General features: G+C 58.3%; 21 protein-coding genes. 10 read left to right on the top strand and 11 right to left on the bottom strand.

Features of this window, described 5'->3' with window-relative positions; all coding sequences use genetic code 11:
- Positions 1–2: 2 nt before the first annotated feature.
- The 3 genes from ispA to K325_RS0103995 are packed head-to-tail and all read right to left on the bottom strand — an operon-like array spanning position 3 to position 1,988.
- Entirely contained in the window at positions 3–899 is an 897-nt protein-coding gene (ispA, locus tag K325_RS0103985; RefSeq protein ID WP_029652968.1) for a (2E,6E)-farnesyl diphosphate synthase, read from the bottom strand.
- The gene (locus K325_RS0103990) at positions 896–1,156 is read right to left on the bottom strand and encodes an exodeoxyribonuclease VII small subunit (protein WP_029652969.1); all 261 of its coding nucleotides are present in this window, start codon (positions 1,154–1,156) and stop codon (positions 896–898) included. Before K325_RS0103990 ends, ispA begins: the two co-directional genes overlap by 4 nt.
- The gene (locus K325_RS0103995; RefSeq protein WP_084694153.1) at positions 1,146–1,988 is read right to left on the bottom strand and encodes an NRDE family protein; all 843 of its coding nucleotides are present in this window, start codon (positions 1,986–1,988) and stop codon (positions 1,146–1,148) included. The genes K325_RS0103990 and K325_RS0103995 overlap by 11 nt, the downstream gene beginning before the upstream one ends.
- Before the next feature lie 92 nt (positions 1,989–2,080).
- Between K325_RS0103995 and K325_RS0104000 the strand changes: the two genes are divergently transcribed.
- From K325_RS0104000 to K325_RS0104015, 4 genes are read left to right on the top strand one after another with little or no spacing between them, the layout of a single operon-like run.
- A complete protein-coding gene (locus K325_RS0104000) occupies positions 2,081–2,878 on the top strand; it encodes a sulfite exporter TauE/SafE family protein (RefSeq protein WP_029652971.1) in 798 nt (265 codons plus the stop codon).
- 10 nt (positions 2,879–2,888) lie between these two features.
- On the top strand, positions 2,889–3,674 hold the full coding sequence (gene lgt, locus K325_RS0104005; RefSeq protein ID WP_029652972.1) for a prolipoprotein diacylglyceryl transferase: 786 nt from the start codon (positions 2,889–2,891) through the stop codon (positions 3,672–3,674).
- A complete protein-coding gene (locus tag K325_RS0104010; RefSeq protein WP_029652973.1) occupies positions 3,674–4,513 on the top strand; it encodes a thymidylate synthase in 840 nt (279 codons plus the stop codon). Before lgt ends, K325_RS0104010 begins: the two co-directional genes overlap by 1 nt.
- 42 nt (positions 4,514–4,555) lie before the next feature.
- A complete protein-coding gene (locus tag K325_RS0104015) occupies positions 4,556–5,071 on the top strand; it encodes a dihydrofolate reductase (RefSeq protein WP_029652974.1) in 516 nt (171 codons plus the stop codon).
- 18 nt (positions 5,072–5,089) lie between these two features.
- On the opposite strand, the gene K325_RS0104020 is transcribed toward K325_RS0104015, so the two are convergent.
- A complete protein-coding gene (locus tag K325_RS0104020; RefSeq protein WP_029652975.1) occupies positions 5,090–6,616 on the bottom strand; it encodes a DEAD/DEAH box helicase in 1,527 nt (508 codons plus the stop codon).
- A 198-nt stretch (positions 6,617–6,814) separates the two neighbouring features.
- Here K325_RS0104020 and K325_RS0104025 point away from each other — a divergent pair, with 198 nt between their 5' ends.
- Complete coding sequence (locus K325_RS0104025; RefSeq protein WP_029652976.1) at positions 6,815–7,603, top strand: acyl-CoA thioesterase; 789 nt, start codon at positions 6,815–6,817, stop codon at positions 7,601–7,603.
- 8 nt (positions 7,604–7,611) lie between these two features.
- On the opposite strand, the gene K325_RS0104030 is transcribed toward K325_RS0104025, so the two are convergent.
- From K325_RS0104030 to K325_RS0104040, 3 genes are all read right to left on the bottom strand, one after another.
- A complete protein-coding gene (locus K325_RS0104030) occupies positions 7,612–8,511 on the bottom strand; it encodes a haloalkane dehalogenase (RefSeq protein WP_029652977.1) in 900 nt (299 codons plus the stop codon).
- Between the two features lie 122 nt (positions 8,512–8,633).
- Positions 8,634–8,882: a hypothetical protein gene (locus K325_RS0104035; protein ID WP_029652978.1), complete on the bottom strand. Its 249-nt coding sequence runs from the start codon at positions 8,880–8,882 to the stop codon at positions 8,634–8,636.
- Between the two features lie 98 nt (positions 8,883–8,980).
- The gene (locus tag K325_RS0104040) at positions 8,981–9,325 is read right to left on the bottom strand and encodes a hypothetical protein (protein WP_029652979.1); all 345 of its coding nucleotides are present in this window, start codon (positions 9,323–9,325) and stop codon (positions 8,981–8,983) included.
- Between the two features lie 136 nt (positions 9,326–9,461).
- Between K325_RS0104040 and K325_RS0104045 the strand changes: the two genes are divergently transcribed.
- The gene (locus tag K325_RS0104045) at positions 9,462–10,553 is read left to right on the top strand and encodes an AI-2E family transporter (protein ID WP_029652980.1); all 1,092 of its coding nucleotides are present in this window, start codon (positions 9,462–9,464) and stop codon (positions 10,551–10,553) included.
- A 106-nt stretch (positions 10,554–10,659) separates the two neighbouring features.
- Positions 10,660–11,058, top strand: coding sequence for a peptidoglycan-binding domain-containing protein (locus tag K325_RS0104050; protein WP_029652981.1), 399 nt, complete (start codon positions 10,660–10,662; stop codon positions 11,056–11,058).
- A gap of 61 nt (positions 11,059–11,119) precedes the next feature.
- Here K325_RS0104050 and ilvD read toward each other — a convergent pair whose 3' ends face one another.
- Positions 11,120–12,955 carry a dihydroxy-acid dehydratase gene (gene ilvD, locus K325_RS0104055; RefSeq protein ID WP_029652982.1) on the bottom strand — a complete coding sequence of 612 codons (1,836 nt, stop codon included), beginning with the start codon at positions 12,953–12,955 and terminating at the stop codon, positions 11,120–11,122.
- A 154-nt stretch (positions 12,956–13,109) separates the two neighbouring features.
- Between ilvD and K325_RS0104060 the strand changes: the two genes are divergently transcribed.
- Complete coding sequence (locus K325_RS0104060; RefSeq protein ID WP_029652983.1) at positions 13,110–14,363, top strand: HDOD domain-containing protein; 1,254 nt, start codon at positions 13,110–13,112, stop codon at positions 14,361–14,363.
- A 44-nt stretch (positions 14,364–14,407) separates the two neighbouring features.
- Positions 14,408–14,989 (top strand): LON peptidase substrate-binding domain-containing protein, encoded by a 582-nt coding sequence (locus K325_RS0104065; RefSeq protein WP_029652984.1) that lies wholly within the window; start codon positions 14,408–14,410, stop codon positions 14,987–14,989.
- Between the two features lie 2 nt (positions 14,990–14,991).
- On the opposite strand, the gene K325_RS0104070 is transcribed toward K325_RS0104065, so the two are convergent.
- The 3 genes from K325_RS0104070 to K325_RS0104080 are packed head-to-tail and all read right to left on the bottom strand — an operon-like array spanning position 14,992 to position 18,457.
- Positions 14,992–16,443, bottom strand: a complete 1,452-nt coding sequence (locus tag K325_RS0104070) for a bifunctional DedA family/phosphatase PAP2 family protein (protein WP_029652985.1) — start codon at positions 16,441–16,443, stop codon at positions 14,992–14,994.
- On the bottom strand, positions 16,440–17,438 hold the full coding sequence (locus K325_RS0104075; protein ID WP_029652986.1) for a GGDEF domain-containing protein: 999 nt from the start codon (positions 17,436–17,438) through the stop codon (positions 16,440–16,442). Before K325_RS0104075 ends, K325_RS0104070 begins: the two co-directional genes overlap by 4 nt.
- Positions 17,435–18,457, bottom strand: a complete 1,023-nt coding sequence (locus tag K325_RS0104080; RefSeq protein ID WP_036192920.1) for a GGDEF domain-containing protein — start codon at positions 18,455–18,457, stop codon at positions 17,435–17,437. Before K325_RS0104080 ends, K325_RS0104075 begins: the two co-directional genes overlap by 4 nt.
- Positions 18,458–18,593: 136 nt before the next feature.
- Here K325_RS0104080 and K325_RS0104085 point away from each other — a divergent pair, with 136 nt between their 5' ends.
- Positions 18,594–19,850 (top strand): glutamate-5-semialdehyde dehydrogenase, encoded by a 1,257-nt coding sequence (locus K325_RS0104085; protein WP_029652988.1) that lies wholly within the window; start codon positions 18,594–18,596, stop codon positions 19,848–19,850.
- Position 19,851 lies beyond the last annotated feature (1 nt).

Raw genomic sequence — 19,851 nt, forward strand, 5'->3', positions numbered from 1 at the left:
GATCAGTGACTGCGGGCTACCACATAGTCCGCCATGGCTCTCAGTGTGTCAGCTTCAGAGCCAAAGCCCTCTATTGCGTTGAGAGCATCATTCAGTAGCCGGGTCAGGTGCTGTCGGGCCCCATCGATCCCCAGCAACGCCGGGTACGTGGGTTTTTCTTTGGCGGCATCTGAGCCCTGGCGCTTGCCGATAGTCTGGGTGTCTCCTTCGATATCCAGGAGATCATCCTGTACCTGAAAGGCAAGCCCCAGCGCGCTGGCATAGTCGGACAGGTCGGACAACTGGCGTTCGGTGACGTTTTCTGCTGTCAGGGCGCCGAGTCGGACGCTGGCTTCGATCAATGCGCCGGTTTTGTGCCGGTGCATGGTTTCCAGTTGTTCCACATTCAGCTGCTGGCCCACCGACTCGAGATCGATTGCCTGTCCTCCGACCATGCCCTCGTGGCCGCTTGCCCGGGCCAGCTCCGAGACCATTACCACGCGCTGGCGGTCGGTCAGATCGGGAGCTTCGGAAAGCAGACTGAACGCAAGCGACTGAAGCGCATCCCCCGCGAGGATTGCCGAAGCCTCATCAAAGGCGATGTGTGCCGTCGGGCGGCCGCGGCGAAGATCGTCATCATCCATGGCCGGCAGGTCATCATGAACGAGCGAGTAAGCGTGGATCAGCTCCAGGGCACAGGCCGGGGCCAGGGCGGTCTTTTCATTGACCCCCATCGCTTTTGCTGCAGCCAGGCAAAGCGCCGGTCGCACACGCTTGCCACCGCCAAGAACGCTGTATCTCATGGTGTCCCGCAACCGCTCGGAGGTGGTGCTGTGGCTCATAAAATGGTCTAGTGCCTGATCAATTTCCTTGTGGCACCGCTCAAGATAGGCCTCGGCCTGGGTCATCCGTTCGTTCATTGCTGGTCGTCGTCTGTTGAGAAAGGCCGGGATTCCAGCGAACCGTCGCTGTTCTGCACGAGTTGTTCCACCCGTTGTTCTGCGGATTTGAGCGCGCTCTGGCAATCGCGGGTTAGTTTGACGCCTCGTTCAAAGGCAGCCAGGGACTGCTCGAGAGACAGTTCACCCTGCTCCAGGTCACGAACCAGATTTTCCAGCTCGTTGAGGGACGATTCAAAGTCGGCGATCGATGCGCTGCGGGTATTCTCACCGGCCATGGGGAGACCTCCGGTCGGGGGTTTCGGAAATTGTGCGGATTATACCAGAGTCCGTTTGCTCTCGCTGCCAGCGGAACTGGCGTTTTCCCAGAGCCTGACCCTGTGTCCCCCAGGATTGTTCGGTAACGGTAATAATCCCGCCGTCGTCCAGCGTGACAATCGTCGTTGCCCGAGTGCCGTACTGGTCACCAATGATGAAGGGCGACGACAGGAATCGCTCGGTTTCCAGGCCGACACCGGTTCGAGGGAGTTGGTGATCCGGAGCGGTGCTGGTGTCCTGAAGCAGTGGCAGGAGTTGGTTGTGCAGATCGTCGGCATAAGCGTTCGCCTGCTCTATCGTTCTGGCGAAGGCGGTTCTCAATCGGAGCAGTTTTGGCCAGGGCGTTTGCAGAAGGTGGTTGCTCAGGCCGTAGGTGCCACGGAACAGAGTGCGCCCCGGGTGGGCGTCCCGATTGCTGTAGTACCAGCCACCGGATTCTGACAAGGTGACCAGATTAAAGCCAGCGTAGTGGCTGGCGGTTGCGTTAAGGGATGGCAGGAGTGTGCTGGTGGGCTCTGCTAATGCCTTTATAGGCAGCTCGCCCCGGCTGCTCGCCCCGGGGTCGGGGTTGCCCTCTCGGACATTGGTTACGGCAGCCACTTGCCCCTCCGGGCTGATTGCCAGCCAGGTGCCCCCTGAGGCCAGATCCCTCCCGGCCAGAATGTCTGTGCCTTCGGCTGGGGTCCACCATGCCATGTCTGCCGTCGGGCGGCGGAAAAATTCATCCCGGTTGGCGGCAACAACCAGGGGAAAACGGCGATTCTGACCTATGGCAAACGCGATGAGACACATGGTTGAGATGAATTCCTTCCGTGCGTGGGCTGCAGTCGCTGGCATTCCTGCGTATCATACCAGCCTGATCTGAGCCGGGGTGGTCTGGAGCCATGAGCATGATAGGCATCATCATACTGTATCTTTTATTGGGCGCGCTGGCTGGGACCATGGCCGGCCTCTTTGGCATTGGTGGCGGGCTGGTGATCGTGCCTGTGCTGATCTTCAGTTTTGGCCTGCAAGGCATCAGCCCGGAGATTGCTGCCCATCTTGCGGTGGGAACGTCACTGGCAACGATTGTCTTTACATCGATCAGTTCCATTCGGACGCATCATCAGCATGGGGCTGTTCGTTGGGATCTTTTCCGGCCGATGACGGTCGGAATAGTGGTTGGCGCTGTGCTTGGAGCCTGGACGGCGGCTCTGCTCAGCGGTCCGGTACTGGAGACCATTATCGGAGTGTTTGTCATTCTGGTGGCGCTCAAGATGATTCTTGAGGTTAACCCCAAGGCGGGACGCAGTGTTCCGGGTAAGACCGGGCTGGGAGCGGCTGGTGGTGTGATTGGCTGGGCCTCGGCCATATTCGGAATTGGTGGTGGTACTCTGACAGTGCCCTATCTGAGCTGGTGTAATGTCAGGATGCAGCAGGCGGTGGCAACGTCTGCGGCGTGTGGCTTTCCAATTGCGATTGCCGGGGCGCTGGCCAATATCTGGACCGGGTGGCAGAACCCGGACCTGCCGGAGCTCAGTCTTGGCTTTATCTATCTGCCCGCCTTGATTGGTGTTGTCGCTACCAGTGTGTTTTTTGCCAGGATTGGCGCGAGGCTGGCTCATCGTCTGGATGGTCGCTTGCTCAAGCGTATCTTTGCCATTGTGCTGGTTCTGGTTGGTTTACGTTTTCTTCTGAGCTGAGAGAGCCTTCATGCTGCAACATCCACAGTTTGACCCGGTGGCGATTGCCCTCGGGCCGTTGAAAATTCATTGGTACGGTCTGACGTATCTCGTCGGTTTCGCAGCGGGCTGGTGGCTCGGGCGCCTTCGCTCCCGCAAGCCCTGGTCGCCGCTGCAGGAAGAGCAGGTGGGTGACCTGCTCTTCTATCTGGCGTTGGGGGTTATCTTTGGTGGCCGTTTCGGCTACGTCGTGTTTTATAACTTTGATGCGTTTGTCGCGGACCCGCTCTGGTTGTTGCGGATCTGGGAAGGTGGAATGTCATTCCACGGTGGCTTGCTGGGAGTGATGCTGGCCATGGCCTGGTTCGGACGGAAAACCGGCGCAGGCTTCTGGAAAATTGCTGATTTCGTTGCGCCGCTGGTGCCGGTGGGCCTTGGGGCGGGGCGCATTGGTAACTTTATCAATGGTGAACTCTGGGGCAAGCCTACCGATGTTGCCTGGGGTATGGTTTTTCCCCAGGCTCCCGATGCCCTGGCCAGACACCCGTCTCAGCTTTATCAGTTTGCGTTGGAAGGTGTCGCTCTGTTTGTGATTCTCTGGTGGTTCTCGTCCAGACCCCGGCCCAAAATGGCGGTTTCCGGTTTGTTCCTCGTTTGTTACGGGATGTTTCGTTTTCTCGTTGAATTTGTGCGCCAGCCGGACCCTCAGTTGGGGTACCTGGCTTTTGATTGGCTGACGATGGGGCAGGTGCTGTCCACACCAATGATTGCCGCGGGCGCTGCCCTGATGTTCTTTGCTTATCGGAGAAACGCCTGATGAAAGCCTACCTGGACCTGATGCAGGATGTTGTGGATAACGGATTCGACAAGGGTGACCGTACTGGTGTGGGCACCCGTTCCGTTTTTGGTCGTCAGATGCGGTTCGACCTGCAGCAGGGGTTTCCGTTGGTAACCACCAAGAAAGTTCACCTGCGCAGCATTATCTACGAGCTGCTGTGGTTCCTTAACGGCTCCACAGACAACACCTGGTTGTCGGAGCGTAAGGTCAGCATCTGGAATGAGTGGGCTTTGGAGAACGGGGATCTGGGGCCGATCTATGGCAAGCAGTGGCGCAGCTGGCAATGCCATGATGGCCGTGTGATTGATCAGATCAGTGATGTCATTGGCCAGATTTGCACCAAGCCCAACTCCCGGCGCCTGATTGTTTCGGCCTGGAACCCGGCCGAGCTGCCGGATGAGTCGGTTGGCCCTCAAGACAATGTACGAGCGGGGCGTATGGCCCTGGCGCCGTGCCACTGCCTGTTCCAGTTTTATGTTGCAGACGGCAGGCTTTCTTGCCAGCTCTACCAGCGAAGTGCCGACCTGTTTCTTGGGGTGCCCTTTAATATTGCTTCCTATGCGTTGCTGACCCACATGATTGCCCAGCAGTGTGATCTCGACGTGGGAGAGTTTGTCCACACGTTTGGTGATTGTCATCTTTATCGGAATCACCTGACCGAGGACATCGTCTTCGAGCAGCTTAAGCGTGAGCCCCGCGATTTGCCAAAGTTGGTCATCAAGCGCAAGCCAGACTCCATCTTCGATTACGAACTGGAGGATTTCGAGTTTGAAGGGTATGACCCATACCCGGTCATTAAAGCCCCGATCGCCATCTAGGTCTGAGACGTTGCAAGGTTCCACATTCGAGGAAAGACGAGCATGAGAAAGGCACTGATCGTTGCAATGGCCCGAAACCGGGTCATTGGCCGCAACAACAAGCTGCCCTGGTACCTTCCGGGAGACCTGCGTTACTTCAAGCAGGCGACCATGGGTAAGCCCATCATCATGGGGCGGAAAACCTGGGATTCGATTGGTCGCCCATTGCCGGGGCGAATGAATGTGGTGGTGTCGCGCAATGTCAACTGGCAGGCACCGGCTGGCACGGTGGCCGCGCCCTCATTGGATGCGGCTTTGGTAAAAGCCGAAGCGCAGGCAGAGCTGGAAGGTGGCGATGAGGTCATGATCATTGGGGGCGGCCAGATTTACGCTGAGGCACTGCCAATGGTTGACCGGATGTACATCACTCAGGTGCATGCTGAGGTAGACGGTGATGCCTTTTTCCCTCAGGTGAACTGGGACGAGTGGGAGGAAGTCGGGCGTGAAGATTTCTCCGCGTCCGACAACAATCCTTACGACTACAGTTTCGTTGTCTATCAGCGCAGCCGGTCTGACTGACCGGCTGCCTGGCAGGCCTCAGCGCGGTGCGCGCTTGGGGCCTTTGCTGGCAGGTTTTCCACCTTTCCCTACAGGTTTTCCACCTTTCGGGCCGCTTTTTCGGAAACCGGGCTTCCCATCTTTGCTGAACTTTTTGCCAGGGCCGCCTTTACGGTAACCCCCTTTGCCGTGGGGTGGGCCTTTGCGGTCGCGACGAGGTGCTGTTGAAACTTCCGGCAAGGCCTCGGGTTGCTCCAGCGGCAGAGAATCTGGCTGTGAGGCCTCCATCCAGCACGCGAGGGCTCCGGCAACGGCGGCCATGTCCATGTCGTTGCGTTCGGCGATCTCATCCAGCAGGGCGATAGCCTTGGCGGCACGAGGATCGTCGGTGAAGCCCATCAGCTGTGATTCAAACTGCTCGACACGCATCTTCTGAAGTGCCGCCGGTGAGGGAAGCTGGTACGGTTCCATCGGTGAGTTGGTGGCACGTTCAAGAGTGCGCAGCCAGCTGCGTTCACGGGGGGTGACCAGCAGGATAGCTTTACCGGTGCGTCCGGCACGACCGGTACGGCCGACACGGTGAATATAGGCCTCGGTATCGTAGGGCACATCGTAGTTAATGACGTGTGTGATCCGGGGAACGTCCAGGCCGCGTGCAGCAACGTCGGTCGCAATCACGATATCTTTCTTGCCACGTTTCAGATCTTCGACGGTCTGTTCTCGCTGGCGCTGGTTCAGGTCGCCATTCAGAGGAGCAACTGCATGACCTCGGGCAGACAGCTTTTCTGCCAGCAGGGTCGTTTCTGCCTTGGTGCGCACGAAAATGATGGAAGCGTCGAACGGTTCGACTTCCAGAATGCGGGTCAGGGCGTCAAGCTTGCGCTCGGCATAGACCGGAAGTACGAACTGGGCGATACGTTCAACCGTGCGGGTCTCGCTCTCAATTTTAACTTCCGTTGCGTTTTTCAGGTACGTTTGCGCCACTTTTTTGATCTGTGGCGGCATGGTGGCAGAAAACAGCGCGCGCTGGCAGGTGTCCGGTGTTTTCGCCAGGATGGCTTCCACGTCGTCAATAAAGCCCATGCGCAGCATCTCATCGGCTTCGTCCAGCACCAGTGCTTTCAGGCTGTTAAGTTTGAGCGTGCCTTTACGCAGGTGGTCAAGCATACGGCCCGGGGTGCCAACGATCACCTGGGCGCCGCGCTTGAGGCCCCGGATCTGTGGCGAGAAGTCCTGACCTCCGTAAATCGGCAGAACGTGAAAATTGCGGAACTTGCTGGCATAGGTGGTGAATGCCTCGGCCACCTGAATGGCCAGTTCTCGCGTAGGGGCCAATACCAGGATCTGAGGCTCGGCCACATTGGCGTCAATCCGGCTCAGCAGTGGCAAGGCAAACGCTGCGGTTTTTCCTGTGCCGGTCTGGGCTACGCCCAGAAGATGATTGCCAGCCAGCAGGGCAGGGATGGATTGCGCCTGAATGGGCGACGGGGTTTCATAGCCAACGGCGGAGACAGCTTCCAGTACTGATGGATCCAGCCCCAGTTCAGCAAAAGACAATTCTGACATGAATGTACTCGGTATTCGGAGGGTATCGCACTGCAGAGACAGTGCATGATTTTGAAACATTATAGTCGCTTTTGGGCAGCTTTTATACGGCTATTGACCGGTAATCGGTAGGTAGTTGCCGGGGCGGGTGTGTTGTCAGGCTCCGGGAAGTAGGGCACGCTTGATGCTTTGTTGGCGGATGAATAGGAATCAAGGCGAATGACGTTCGACGAACTACTGGGCAATGTCCGACAGAATGATGAGCTGCAGGTCTCGCCGGACTGGCGGCAGGGCAGAGCCTCGTTTGGTGGTCTGGTGACTGCCCTGGTCTTTGAAGCCATGGTTGCTAAAGTGACGGATGGCCGGGCGATGCGGGCGCTTCAGGTATCGTTTGTCGGGCCGGTGGAGGCCGGTGTGCCGTTTCGTGTCAGTGCTGAGTTGCTGCGAGAGGGTAAGGCGGTCTCCCAGGTGCAGGGGCGCATTACCCAGGGCGGAGAGCCTCGGCTGGTGTGTCTGGCTAGCTTTGGTGGGGGAAGGGAGTCGGCCGTGCGGGTCGAGCCCGCGGCAGCCCCGCAGGCGAAGCCAGTGGATCTTTGTGGGTCATTGCCCCACATCCCCGGCGTGACGCCTGAGTTTACGCGGCATATAGAAATGCGCTGGGCATTTGGCCATCTGCCTTTTTCGGGCAAAGGCGGGCGCGAGATGGGCGGGTGGATGAAGTTCCGGGAAACGCCGGAACGGATGACCGATGCGCATATTATTGCCCTGGTGGATGCCTGGCCTCCCGCTTTGTTGCCGCATCTGAAGGTGCCGGCTCCTGCAAGTTCCCTGAGCTGGGCGCTGGAGGTTGTTCATCCCCGCCCGCAGATGAAGCCCGACGACTGGTTGCTGTACCGGGCAACGATTGATCAGGCCGGTGCCGGGTATGGCCACATTCACGCGGGCATCTGGACACCGGATGGGGATCTCGTGGCCCTGAGTCGGCAGACTGTGACGGTATTTGGCTGACCCTGTGGTCAGGCTGCCATTTCGGCTTTCAGGGCGTCGAGGATCACTCGGGCAAACTGATCGGGAGTATCCTCCTGGAGGAAGTGGCCGCCATTCAGAGTAATGTGGGGCTGGCCGAAAGCGCCGGGAATGCGCCGTTGCATGTAGCGATCGCCACCACGGGTGAGAGGGTCTCCGTTACTGAAGCAGGTGATGAAAGGCTTGCGCCATTTTTCAAGTACACGCCAGGCTTCCCGGTTGGCAACGCTGGCTGGCTCTTCCGGGGATGTCGGGATCAGGGCGGGAAAGGCTCTCGCCCCTGCCTTGTATTCAGAGGTGGGAAAGGGGGCGTCATAGGCTGCAATTTCATCAGGGCTGAGGGTGCGTTCGGTGCCCAGTTGAATGAGTCGGCCGATTGGGAACCAGGGGCTGCGGCTGGCAAAGACTTTCCATAGCCTGAACACCGTAGGGAGTCGGCTCTCACCGGTCGGTAGCATGCCATTGCCGACGATGATTCGGCTAAACCGGCTGTGATGTTCTGCTGCCAGTCTCAGGCCGAGGAGGGATCCCCAGTTCTGGCACACCAGAGTGATGTTTGTCTGGTTCAGCGTGTCAAGCCAGCGGGTCAGCCAGGCCAGGTGGTTATCATAATGGTAATCAGTGAGTGCTGCCGGTTTGTCGGATTTACCGAACCCGATCAGATCCGGAGCCAGAACCCGATAGCCGGCTTCAGCGATCGTCGGGATCATATGGCGGTAGAGATAGGACCAGGAGGGTTCTCCGTGGAGCATAAGCACAGGGGCTGCACTGGCGGGCCCCTCATCCACGAAATGCATCCTCAGTCCGGGCTCTACCTCCAGGTAGTGTGGTGAAAAGGGATAATCCGGAAGGCCTGCGAATCGGGCTTCGTCGGTTCTCAGAATACGCATGCCATCGACTATCCTGACTGAGTGGTTGCGTGATTATCGGGACGACAATCGTCGAATGTCAGGATAAATCAGATGGACATTTGGTGTGTTTGAGTTGCGTAACAGAGCGTTGACGGTTTGAATCAGGATGCGATGTCGAACAAGCGCTCCGGGTTCTCAATCTGACCCAGGGCCTCGTCGCAGCAGTTCAGAGCACCGCAGTCGTCGGCGGAGCACAGGCCTATGGTGTTGCATGCGATGGCCTGGTGGGCACCGCCCTGATTTCTGAAAATTCTGGCACGGGACAAAATGGATTGGCAGTGGCCGCACAACAAAGTCGGAACGGCACTTCCTTCGGCCAGGATGGCAATGTAATGGTTATTGTCAGTCATAGTTATCCTCCTGATCTAAAGACAGTAAGGGCGAAATGTGACAATTCAAAGTCTGGGTCGGCCGGGAGCTGGTGTCTCGGCTTCCGCACTTATACGTATCAGGTGTCTGGGTCGACCATGGGGCGGCGATTGGAGCGCTTATCGTCCCAATCGAGTTCTTTGGGGTCATACCAGCCCAGCCCATTCAATACCCGCTGGCGGGTATAGATAGACAGAGTTGGCCAGAGCTCCTGAAAGTCTTCCAGGCCGCGCTCACGCAGTCGTTGTTGCTTGCCGCGAAGGCGGGAGATGGTTTTGGGCAGTTGCAAGGCATCGCCAAGCTGGCCGGGTACCAGAACGTCCTGCCCCATCACCTTTCGCCGGTGAGTGCGGGCCGCAAGGACCTTCTGCAATACGAGCGCAGCCTCCAGCGCGCTTTCTACGGTAAAATTATCTGCTTCCAATCACAAAACCTGTCTTGTCGGCTGATCGATAACCAACCACTATAACGCGAACCTCACTACAGTGGCCACGTTGTCGTGTTAGTCTGCTACCCCTAATCTGCCCCGACGGGGGCTGTCTCGACAGGAAACATCGTTTATGTACGCAAAACTTGAAACACGGACCTTTCTTGCGATGCTTCTGGGCGTATCGCTTGCGTTCATTCTGCTTATGAAGCCGTTTTTTGGTCCGATTTTCTGGGCAGTGGCGATTGCCCTGATTTTTCATCCGGTTCAGCAGTTGCTGGTTCGCCGGCTTGGTGATCGACCTACGCTGAACGCTCTTGTCACACTGTTCATCTGCATGGTGATCGTGGTGATTCCGGTGCTTGTCCTTGGCGCAGCGTTGATTGCCGAAGGCATGGGGATCTATCAGAAAATCCAGGCGGGGGAGATTCGCCCGGGAGAATACATCGATCAGGTGAATCAGTCTTTCCCGGCAATTCAAGCGTTCCTCGGGCAGTTTGACATTGATTTTTCGGGGCTGCGGGATCGTGCGGTCAGTGCGTTTCTGGGCGGAAGTCAGTTTCTGGCGAAACAGGCTCTGGGAATCGGGCAGAACACTTTCCAGTTTTTCCTGGGGCTTGCACTGATGGTTTATCTGGCATTTTTTCTGATTCGGGATGGCCAGAAGCTGATTGAGTTGATGATACAGGCTCTGCCGCTGGGCGATGAGCGCGAGCGTCTGTTGTTTGCCAAGTTTGCTGAGGTCACCCGGGCAACGGTGAAAGGCAATTTGCTGATTGCCATTATACAGGGGGCTTTGGGGGGGCTGATATTCTGGATTCTCGGCATTACCGGCGCATTGTTGTGGGGGGTGGTCATGGCGATTGTCTCTCTGTTGCCCGCGGTGGGCGCCGCCATTGTCTGGGTGCCGGCGGCCATCTACCTGGCCGCGGTGGGTGATCTTGTGCCGGCTCTTATCCTGACGGCTTATGGAGTGCTGGTGATCGGGCTGGCGGACAATCTGTTGCGGCCTGTGCTGGTGGGGCGTGACACTAAAATGCCGGATTACCTTGTGCTGCTGTCGACACTGGGAGGCATCGTTATGTTCGGGATCAACGGCTTCGTGATGGGGCCGCTGGTGGCTGCGCTGTTTATGGCTTTTTGGGGAATCTTCATTCGAGAATTTGGACAGCCGTCTCATTCTGAGCCTGAAAGTCCGGAGCATGACGGGGCGTCGGGCAAATAATCTGTGTTAAGGTCATTAAGCGCTGATGTGTCATGTAAGGCGCCATACTATAAAAACAGAACAGCCGATGTCGCAGAGATATCCAGGAGTAGATCAGGTGAGAACCATGAAAACAGTCACCCGTCAGATGGGCAGAACGGTGTTGGCGGTCGGAACGGTCGCCCTGCTGGGACTGCCGCTCGCCGCTCAGGCCAATGAAGTGATCGCACTCAAGCACGCACTCTATGGTGCAGGATACAACGTCACCAATGTTCGTCCGGGGATGGACGATACCACGCGTGCTGAACTGGCCCGGTTCCAGAAAGAACATGGCCTTGAAGCGACCGGTATTCTGGATTCGGAAACCGAAAAGGCGCTGGGCATGATCTCTGTTCAGCAGGCGGCTCAAAACACCGGACAATCAACGACACCGGCGGCACCCGCTGAATCGGCGCCGGTACAGGCCGGGTCAGCTGCTCAGGAAACCATTGAAGAAGATGAAGATGGTGGCTGGTCACTCTGGTAAAAATGTCTGGCATAAAAAAGCCCGCAAGGCGTCTGCCTTGCGGGCTTTTTTGTGGGAGGGGTCAGTCCAGCTTGCTGACGTCCCGGACGGCGCCCTTGTCGGCACTGGTGGCCAGTAATGCGTAGGCTTTGAGTGCCGAGGATACTTTCCGGTCCCGGGGATGATCAGGTTTCCAGCCTTTGTTATCCCGCGCCTGTCGGCGTTGTGCCAGTTCGTCATTGCTGACCTGAACATTGATGGAGCGATTGGGAATGTCGATCAGGATGCTGTCGCCGTCCTCAATCAGCCCGATGGCGCCACCCGCTGCAGCTTCAGGTGAGGCGTGGCCGATAGAGAGGCCTGAGGTGCCGCCAGAGAAGCGGCCGTCGGTCAGCAGCGCGCAGTCCTTGCCCAGGCCCTTCGACTTGAGGTAACTGGTCGGGTAGAGCATTTCCTGCATGCCCGGCCCGCCTTTCGGCCCCTCGTAGCGGATAATCACCACGTCGCCGGCCTTGACCTCATCGCCGAGAATCCCCGCCACCGCTGAGTCCTGGCTTTCAAAGACGCGGGCCTTGCCCTCGAAGACGTAGATGCTTTCATCGACGCCAGCCGTTTTGACTACACAGCCGTCCAGGGCGATGTTGCCGTAAAGCACTGCCAGCCCGCCCTCTGAGGAATATGCATGTTCTACGGCGCGAATACAGCCGTTTTCCCGATCGCCATCGAGACTGGGCCAGCGGGTGTTCTGGCTGAAGGCAGTCTGGGTCGGGATCCCGGCCGGGCCAGCCTTGTAAAACTCCACCACTTCGGGGGTTGGTGAGCGCATGATGTCCCAGGTTTCCAGGGCTTCGCGCATGGTTCTGCTATGGGTGGTCGGCAGGTCTGTGTTGATTAGCCCGCCACGTTCCAGTTCGCCCAGAATGCCCATGATGCCGCCTGCGCGGTGCACATCCTCCATGTGATAGTTCGGGGAGTTCGGGGCGACTTTGCAAAGCTGGGGCACCTGCCGGGAGAGGCGGTCTATATCGGCCATGGTGAAGGCCACATTGCCTTCCTGTGCTGCGGCCAGAAGATGCAGGATGGTGTTGGTGGAACCGCCCATGGCGATGTCCATGGTCATCGCATTTTCGAAGGCTGCCGGAGAGGCAATGCTTCGGGGCAGGACGCTGGCATCGTTCTGCTCGTAATAGCGTCTGGCGTTCTCCACAATCTGTCGGCCGGCTTTCAGGAACAGTTGTTCCCGGTCGGCGTGCGTTGCCAGCATCGAACCGTTGCCAGGCAGCGCGAGACCGATTGCTTCGGTCAGACAGTTCATGGAATTGGCGGTAAACATGCCGGAACAGGAACCGCAGGTTGGGCAGGCACTGCGCTCGTATTCGGCAACTTGTTCGTCGCTTGCGTTCGGGTCGGCAGCAATGACCATCGCATCCACAAGGTCCAGCTTATGCTCAGAAAGCTTGGTTTTGCCTGCTTCCATGGGGCCGCCGGAGACAAAAATGGTGGGAATGTTCAGGCGCATGGCGGCCATTAGCATACCCGGTGTGATTTTGTCGCAGTTGGAAATGCACACCAGGGCGTCGGCACAATGCGCGTTGACCATATACTCCACGGAGTCCGCGATAATCTCGCGGGAGGGCAGGGAGTAAAGCATGCCGTCATGGCCCATGGCGATACCATCGTCTACAGCAATGGTATTGAATTCCTTGGCTACGCCGCCTGCAGCTTCGATTTCACGGCACACCAGCTGCCCGAGATCTTTGAGGTGTACGTGGCCAGGTACAAATTGGGTGAAGGAATTGGCCACGGCAATGATGGGCTTGCCGAAGTCCTCATTCTTCATGCCGGTGGCACGCCAAAGGGCTCTGGCGCCAGCCATGTTACGGCCAGCGGTGGAAGTGTGGGAACGATACTGGGGCATGGTAGGCGGCTCTCTCCCTGTGTTATCGGATTAAGTGGTTATTGCAGAGGATAACAGATTCCGTGCGTCTCGCATGGCTGTTTTCCGTCGGTGTGATTACAATACTTCACATGTGATGCCTGTTTTTTATCCAGCCGTTCAGGGGAGTTTGCCTATGGGAGGCCAGGAAAGCCTGCCTTTACGTCGTCTGAAAAGTTTCCAGCCACTGGGGCGTTTGACGGATGATCAGCTCGTCTTGCTAGCCAGTCGGGCGGAGCGCCGGACCCATAGTCCCGGCCAGAGAGTCATGGAGCGCGGAGTACGGGATGGTCTGGACTACTTCCTGGTCTCTGGTGTGGTGGAGCTGGAGTCGGTTGATGGCCGAAAATCGACCATTGAGGCTGAGACCGACAAAGCTCTGAATCCGGTGGCGCGACTCCAGCCCCGAATGTATGACGTTACCGCCGTGAGGCCCTGTGAGTTTCTGGTGATTGAACAGGAGGTGTTGAACCAGATGTTGCGGGCGGCGCCGATTACTCAGGTTGAGATGGATTCAGGCCACGATGACGGTGAGGAGAGTGAAGAGCATCATTTGCTGATGGAGTTTTACTCTGAGTTGCGCTCTAACCAGGTTCGGCTGCCGAGTGTTCCGGACGTTGCCTGGAAGGTCCGCCGGGTGGTTGACCGTGAGGATTCCTCAGCCACAGAGGTGGCCTCGGCGGTTGCGGCAGACCCCTCCATGGCAGCCAAGCTGGTACGCTCCTGTAATAGCCCGTTGTATCGTGGTTTCAGCGACGTCCGCAATGTGCGTGAGGCGGTCGTGAGGCTTGGGATGCGCACCACGCGGCAACTGGTGACAGTGTTTGCCATGCGTGAAGTGTTCAAGACCAAACGCGCTGCCCTCCAGCATGAGATGGAGCAATTGTGGCGGCATTCCCGTGAGGTTGCGGCTTTGTGCTGGGTTCTGGCTGATCACGCGACGCGGATTGACCCGGAGGAAGCGCTGCTGGCGGGGTTGCTGCACGACATAGGAGTGGTGCCGGTGCTGGTTCAGGCGGAACACCACGTTAACCTGTTCGCCGACGACAAGAACTTGCGCCATGCGATGGCCGAGTTGCGAGCCGATGTGGGATGTGCGGTTTTGGAGAACTGGTCATTTCCCAAAGCATTTGTAGAGGCGGTGCGCCACGCGGAAGACTGGCACTATGAGTGTCGGGAGAGTACGCCTCAACTCGTGGATGTGGTGATTGTCGCCCAGCTGCACTCCATGATTGGCTCAAGCCAGAATGAGGGGCTTCCGTCTTTTGATCAGGTGCCGGCCTGGCGCCGCCTTGGAGAGTTGGAACTGAACGCTTCCCGGAGCCTGCAGTTGCTGAGTGAAGCCCGGGAGAGGGTCGACGAGGTGCAAAAGCTTCTTTCGATTCGCTAGTACACGCCCCTGCAGGAGCTTTGCCGGTAGTGACTGACAAACTTATGAATGTACCCTTGTTTCCTCTGAACTCAATTGTCCTGCCCGGGGGGCGCATCCCCTTGCAACTGTTTGAGCCTCGGTACATCGATATGCTTTCCCGATGTCTTAAGGATGACCGGGGGTTTGTGGTGGTGTTGCTGAGGGAAGGCGGCGAAACAGAGGCGCAGGCCTCTTTTTATGACATTGGTACCTACGTCCGGATCATTGATTTCCAGCAATTGGATAACGGCCTGCTGGGGATTACAGTCGAGGGCGATTGCAAAGTCTCTGTTGTTCGAAGCTGGCAGCAGGATGACGGTCTGAATGTGGGGGACGTGGAATGTTTGCTGGCCGAAGCCCAGAGCGACGTTCCAGAGCGGTACAGTGAATTACCGTCGGTGCTGAAGGCATTGTCCCGGCATCCGGTGGTCAAGGATCTGGAGATGGCTGTCGATTATAGCGATGCCCGCCATATTGGCTGGCGGTTGACTGAGCTGTTGCCGCTGGACAAACAGGAAAAACAGCGATTGGTGGAATTGCAGGACCCTCTGGAGCGACTGGACCGCCTTCAGCAGTTGCTTGAAGCGCTTGAGGGCGGTGGCTGAGGTCAGGGTTGCGGGGTGTACGCCAGTATGGCGGCTTCCCAGTTGCCGGTCAGGTAGGCAGCCACGAATAGCAACCACCCCAGCCCCGCAGCCCAGGTGAAAATGTCAGGGCTCAGGGCTACCCGATCATATCGGCTGTAGCTGGCCCGTGTGGCGCCGGTAATTGCCAGCCCAAGAAACAGACCCCCGAGCACGTCGGTAAACCAGTGGACCCCGAGGTAGAGACGGCTCAAGGCAACCGGTAGCAAGGGTAAGGAAAGGATCAGGTAATGTTGCCAGCGTTGCCGGTTGCGGTTTTCACCGGCAATGAAGCTGGCTGCAAGCGTCACCAGTACTGTCATGCCTGCGGTGTGTCCGCTGGGGTAAGCGCCGGATTCCGGTGCCGACATAACCAGGTCTGGCCGGCCGATTCCCAGGCCTGCTTTCAGCCACCACACGCTCAGGCCGGTCACGAGCGCTGCGACACCGATATGCAGCGCGGCCGCGTAGTAGCCGCGAAATGCCAGGAGCAAGACTGCAACGACGGCCGCACCTACCAGCACCGCGGGGTCGCCCAGAAGGGTAACCGCAACCATTGGAAGGTCTAGCAGGGGTTGGCGTAACGCCGAAAACCATTGCAGGACCTGAGTGTTCAGTTGCTGGATCTGGTCGCTCACGCTGACCAGTTGCGCCAGCCCTGCAAACAGCGCCAGGCTGGCGAGGGTAAGCAGCAGTGACGGCAGAGGAAACTCGCCCTGTTGGGAAGGGCGCTCGTTACTGTAGAGGCGCCAGAACCGGTGGGTAGTGTCGTACTGGCTCATCCGTGCCTCTAAGCGTTGGTAAATCCAGCTCCCCTCTCCCACCCCGAGACGAAGCCGTAACACAATCAGGTAAACGAGGATGAGGGCTGCGCCACTGATGGCCAGCACTGGGTAGAAGTGGGGAGGCGGCTTGATGTCGCTGGCCAGTGCAGAGCCCACAACGTACCCGGGAAGAATATAGACCAGCGCCCAGCCGACGGCTGATAGCAGGTTAAATGTGAGAAAGCGCTGCCAGGGCATGGTCAGTGCGCCGGCGATCAAAGGGATGATCGGGCGAATGGGGCCAACGAATCGGCCAATCACCACGCTTTTACCGCCATGAGTGTTAAAGAAGGACTCGCCCCGGGCAATCAGGCCCGGATATCGAGAGAAGGGCCAGACCGAGTTGAGTCGACCCTGCAACAGTCGACCCACCCCGAAACTGATAACGTCGCCCGCGACCGCTCCGAGGCCGGCCCAGAGCAAAGCCTCTGGCAGGGCAAGGCCGGTTTTGCCCGCGAGAGCGGCAAACGCAAACAGCAGCGCTACCCCCGGAACGATGATTCCGGCAATGGCCAGAGACTCAATCAATGCGGTGGCAAACAGGGCGGCAAGCAGCCATCCCGGGTTGGTTGCCACCCATGTGGTGACGTCGTTGAGCCAGGTTGCGGTCATGCCTTGATGGATTCTCCCGGGCTGAACCAGGCCGCGTCCGCGCCGCGTTTCTGGGCTTCGTACATGGCGGTCATGGCGCGTTCGCGCAGTGAAGCCGTGCTGGTGTCACCGTTGCCCCGGGTGGTGCAGCCAAGGCTGGCCGAGATTTGTCCAACGTCCTGCCAGTCGTGTTCGGTAATCGTTCGCCGTATGCGTTCGGCAATCACTCGGACGCCTTCCTCGGGCGTAAACGGCAACACCAGAAAAAACTGCGAGCCGTTAACGCTGTAGAGTGAATCCCCGGCCCGGATAATCTCAAACAGGGTAGCGGTCATCTCCTGAAGCAGGTTTTGCATGCCGGCTTTTCCATACAGATCGTGAATCTCTTCAGCATGATCAATGTTCAGGCTGACGACGGAAAGAGGGTGGCCGGTGGCAATGGCGCGGCTGATCTCTTTCTGCAGTGTGTCGTCCAGGAAGCGGGCATTGTGGGCGCCCGTTACGGGGTCAGTAATGGCCAGGTCCTGCGCGGACTGTGTCATGTGGTCATAATGCCAGATGTACAGGGAAGTGATCGCCAGTATCGCCAGCAATCCGATGCTGGTCAGCAAAGCTGCCCCTGGCAGGCCGGACAACCAGGTGACAATCAGCACGGGGATGAGCAGCAGGGTGGAGAGCGCCAGCCCATGACGCAACGGGAGGATCAGCAGGTTCAGCAGAATCAGTGGCATGGCCCAGTGACTGATACCCGGAGCATTCGTGGTGATCACTGCGGCAACCAGCCCGCTGTTCAGTGCCGTCAGAATGACAAGGTGTCCGGGCGCTGAAAGCTGTTGGCGCCGACAAAGGCAGGTGTAGATCAGCCCGGCCATCATCAAAGCAGACATGGCCAGCGCGGTATAGAACAGCTGGTAGAAGCCATAGCGAAGATTCTGCAGTGCCAGTGCGGCGGTAAACAGAGCGGCCAAAGTGTAGCCACTGGCGTGGGTCCAGGTTCTTAGCCGGGTTTCTGTCATTGTGATGCCTCCTGGCCAGGTTTTGCAGCGGCGACATCGGCGTCGGTGGGAACGGGGTTGCTGTAAGTCTGAGTGCGGTTTCCGCCCTGTTGCTGGGCACGACGAAGAGCATTGGCGACACTCTGCTGCAGGCTGTCGGCATCGTCCCCGATGTTCAGGCCGGTGACACCCGTGCTGACGGTCAGTTTCAGTCCATGGGCATCCAGAAGGGTGCTGAGTCCCTGGCGAATCTGTTCCGCGGTGCGGGCCGCCTCAGCGGTGTTGGCTCCTGGCAGGATGACCAGAAACTGAAGGTCAGCAACCCGATAATAGGTGTCGAAGTCACGCAACTGAGAGTGGAGGTAGCGCCCAATGCGCGGGAGAATGGCGCGGATGTCCTCGTCGGGGTCGGTATCGCTCAGATGGGTGTCCAGGCCGATCATCATGACGGACATGTGTGTACCCTCACGTTCGCTGCGCTGAATCTCTTTGTGCAGGTCTGCGGACAGGTATTCCCGGCTGGCGGCCTGGGTGAGTTCGTCGGTGCGGCGCAGAGGGGCGAGTTGCCGCGATTTGTATTCCCTCATAAAGACCAGAATGGCACTGAGCAGGGTTGTCAGTACCAGGGCCGTCATCATCTGGTGACGGTCGGGGAGAGTGACCGCCCACTGCGTGCCCGCGAGTACAAGAAAAAGCAGGAGTGCGGTTGTGGTAGCCGCGAGGTAGGTTGGCAGCATGGCAAAGAACACCAGCGGAAGGGCATAGAGCCAGTGGCTCAAAGACCAGGGGCCGAGCCAGAGGGCGGCGATGAGTGTCAGGGTCAGAGCGATCAGGAAAAATGCCCTTAACTGGGGCCAGGGCCGCGACTGGCGGTCCTGGCGGAGGTTGGTGCCGGCGAGGCAAAGGCCGGCAGCAGCAGCGGCAGCCACGGCCGCGAGCATTTCGCCAAGAAACAGACACACCCCTGTGGTCAGGCCGAAGGCAATAAATCCACTCCGGGAAAATTTGCCGGGGAGAAACTTTTCGGCGGTGTCGGGCATTGAATCTGTCCTTTGCTGAGGCATCTGTTAAAACCTGTGCAGCGCTATAATAGTCGTTTGGGGTGCGGACTTGAAACGGGAAAGGTAAAGTAACCACCCTGTTTTGGAATCAGCTTGCAGAATGAAGGGTAAATCAATGGATGTAGCAGCCTACATGGCGGAACTTGGCCAGCAGGCCAGGGCCGCTTCACGAGAAGTCGCCCGGTCTTCCACCGCCGTGCGGAACCGGGCGCTTCTGGCCACCGCCGATGCCCTGGATGCCGCCCGTTCAGAGCTTGCCTCAGCCAATCGCAAGGACCTGGAGTGTGGCCGGGACAATGGCCTGGACAGCGCCATGCTGGACCGGCTGGAACTGACCCCTCAGCGTATCGATACCATGATTGAAGGGCTTCGCCAGGTTGCGGCATTGCCGGACCCGGTGGGGGTTATTACCGATATGACGTATCGCCCGTCGGGCATTCAGGTGGGCAAGATGCGGGTGCCTCTGGGGGTGATCGGCATCATTTATGAATCCCGGCCAAACGTCACGGTTGAGGCGGCCAGCCTGTGTCTGAAATCAGGCAACGCGACGATTCTGCGCGGCGGCTCGGAAGCAATACACTCCAATCAGGCCATTGCCCGCTGTCTCGGGTTGGGGCTCAGAGCGGCCGGGCTGCCCGAATCCGCAGTTCAGGTGGTTAATACGACCGACCGGGCCGCTGTTGGCGAGCTGATAACCATGCCTCAATACGTTGATGTCATCGTTCCTCGCGGAGGAAAGGGGTTGATTGAGCGTATCAGCCGGGATGCCCGCGTGCCGGTTATCAAGCATCTGGATGGCGTCTGCCACGTATACATTGACAGTCACGCCGACCCGGAGAAGGCGCTGAACGTAGCGGTCAATGCCAAGACCCATCGTTATGGCACCTGTAATACCATGGAAACTCTGCTGGTTGATCAGGAAGTCGCTGAGGGTCTGTTGCCCCTGCTGGCTCAGCGGTTCCGGGAAAAGTCGGTTGAGCTGAGGGGGTGTCAGCGTACCTGCTCGCTCATTGAGGGGGTTGTGCCAGCAACACAGGAAGACTGGCAGGCCGAATACCTTGCGCCGATCCTGGCAGTGAAGGTGGTTGATGGTTTGGATGGGGCTATTGAACACATTAACCAATACAGCTCTCAGCATACGGACAGCATCATTACAGAAAACTACACCCGGGCCCGGCGCTTTCTGACAGAAGTGGATTCCAGTTCGGTGATGGTGAATGCTTCCACGCGGTTTGCTGATGGGTTTGAATACGGTCTTGGCGCGGAAATCGGGATCTCGACGGACAAAATTCACGCCCGCGGACCGGTGGGTCTGGAGGGGCTGACGTCCCAGAAGTACGTGGTCTTTGGTGACGGGCACATCCGGGCCTGAT

Origin of the sequence: Marinobacter daepoensis DSM 16072 (genome assembly GCF_000421165.1) — a bacterium.
Lineage (GTDB): Bacteria > Pseudomonadota > Gammaproteobacteria > Pseudomonadales > Oleiphilaceae > Marinobacter > Marinobacter daepoensis.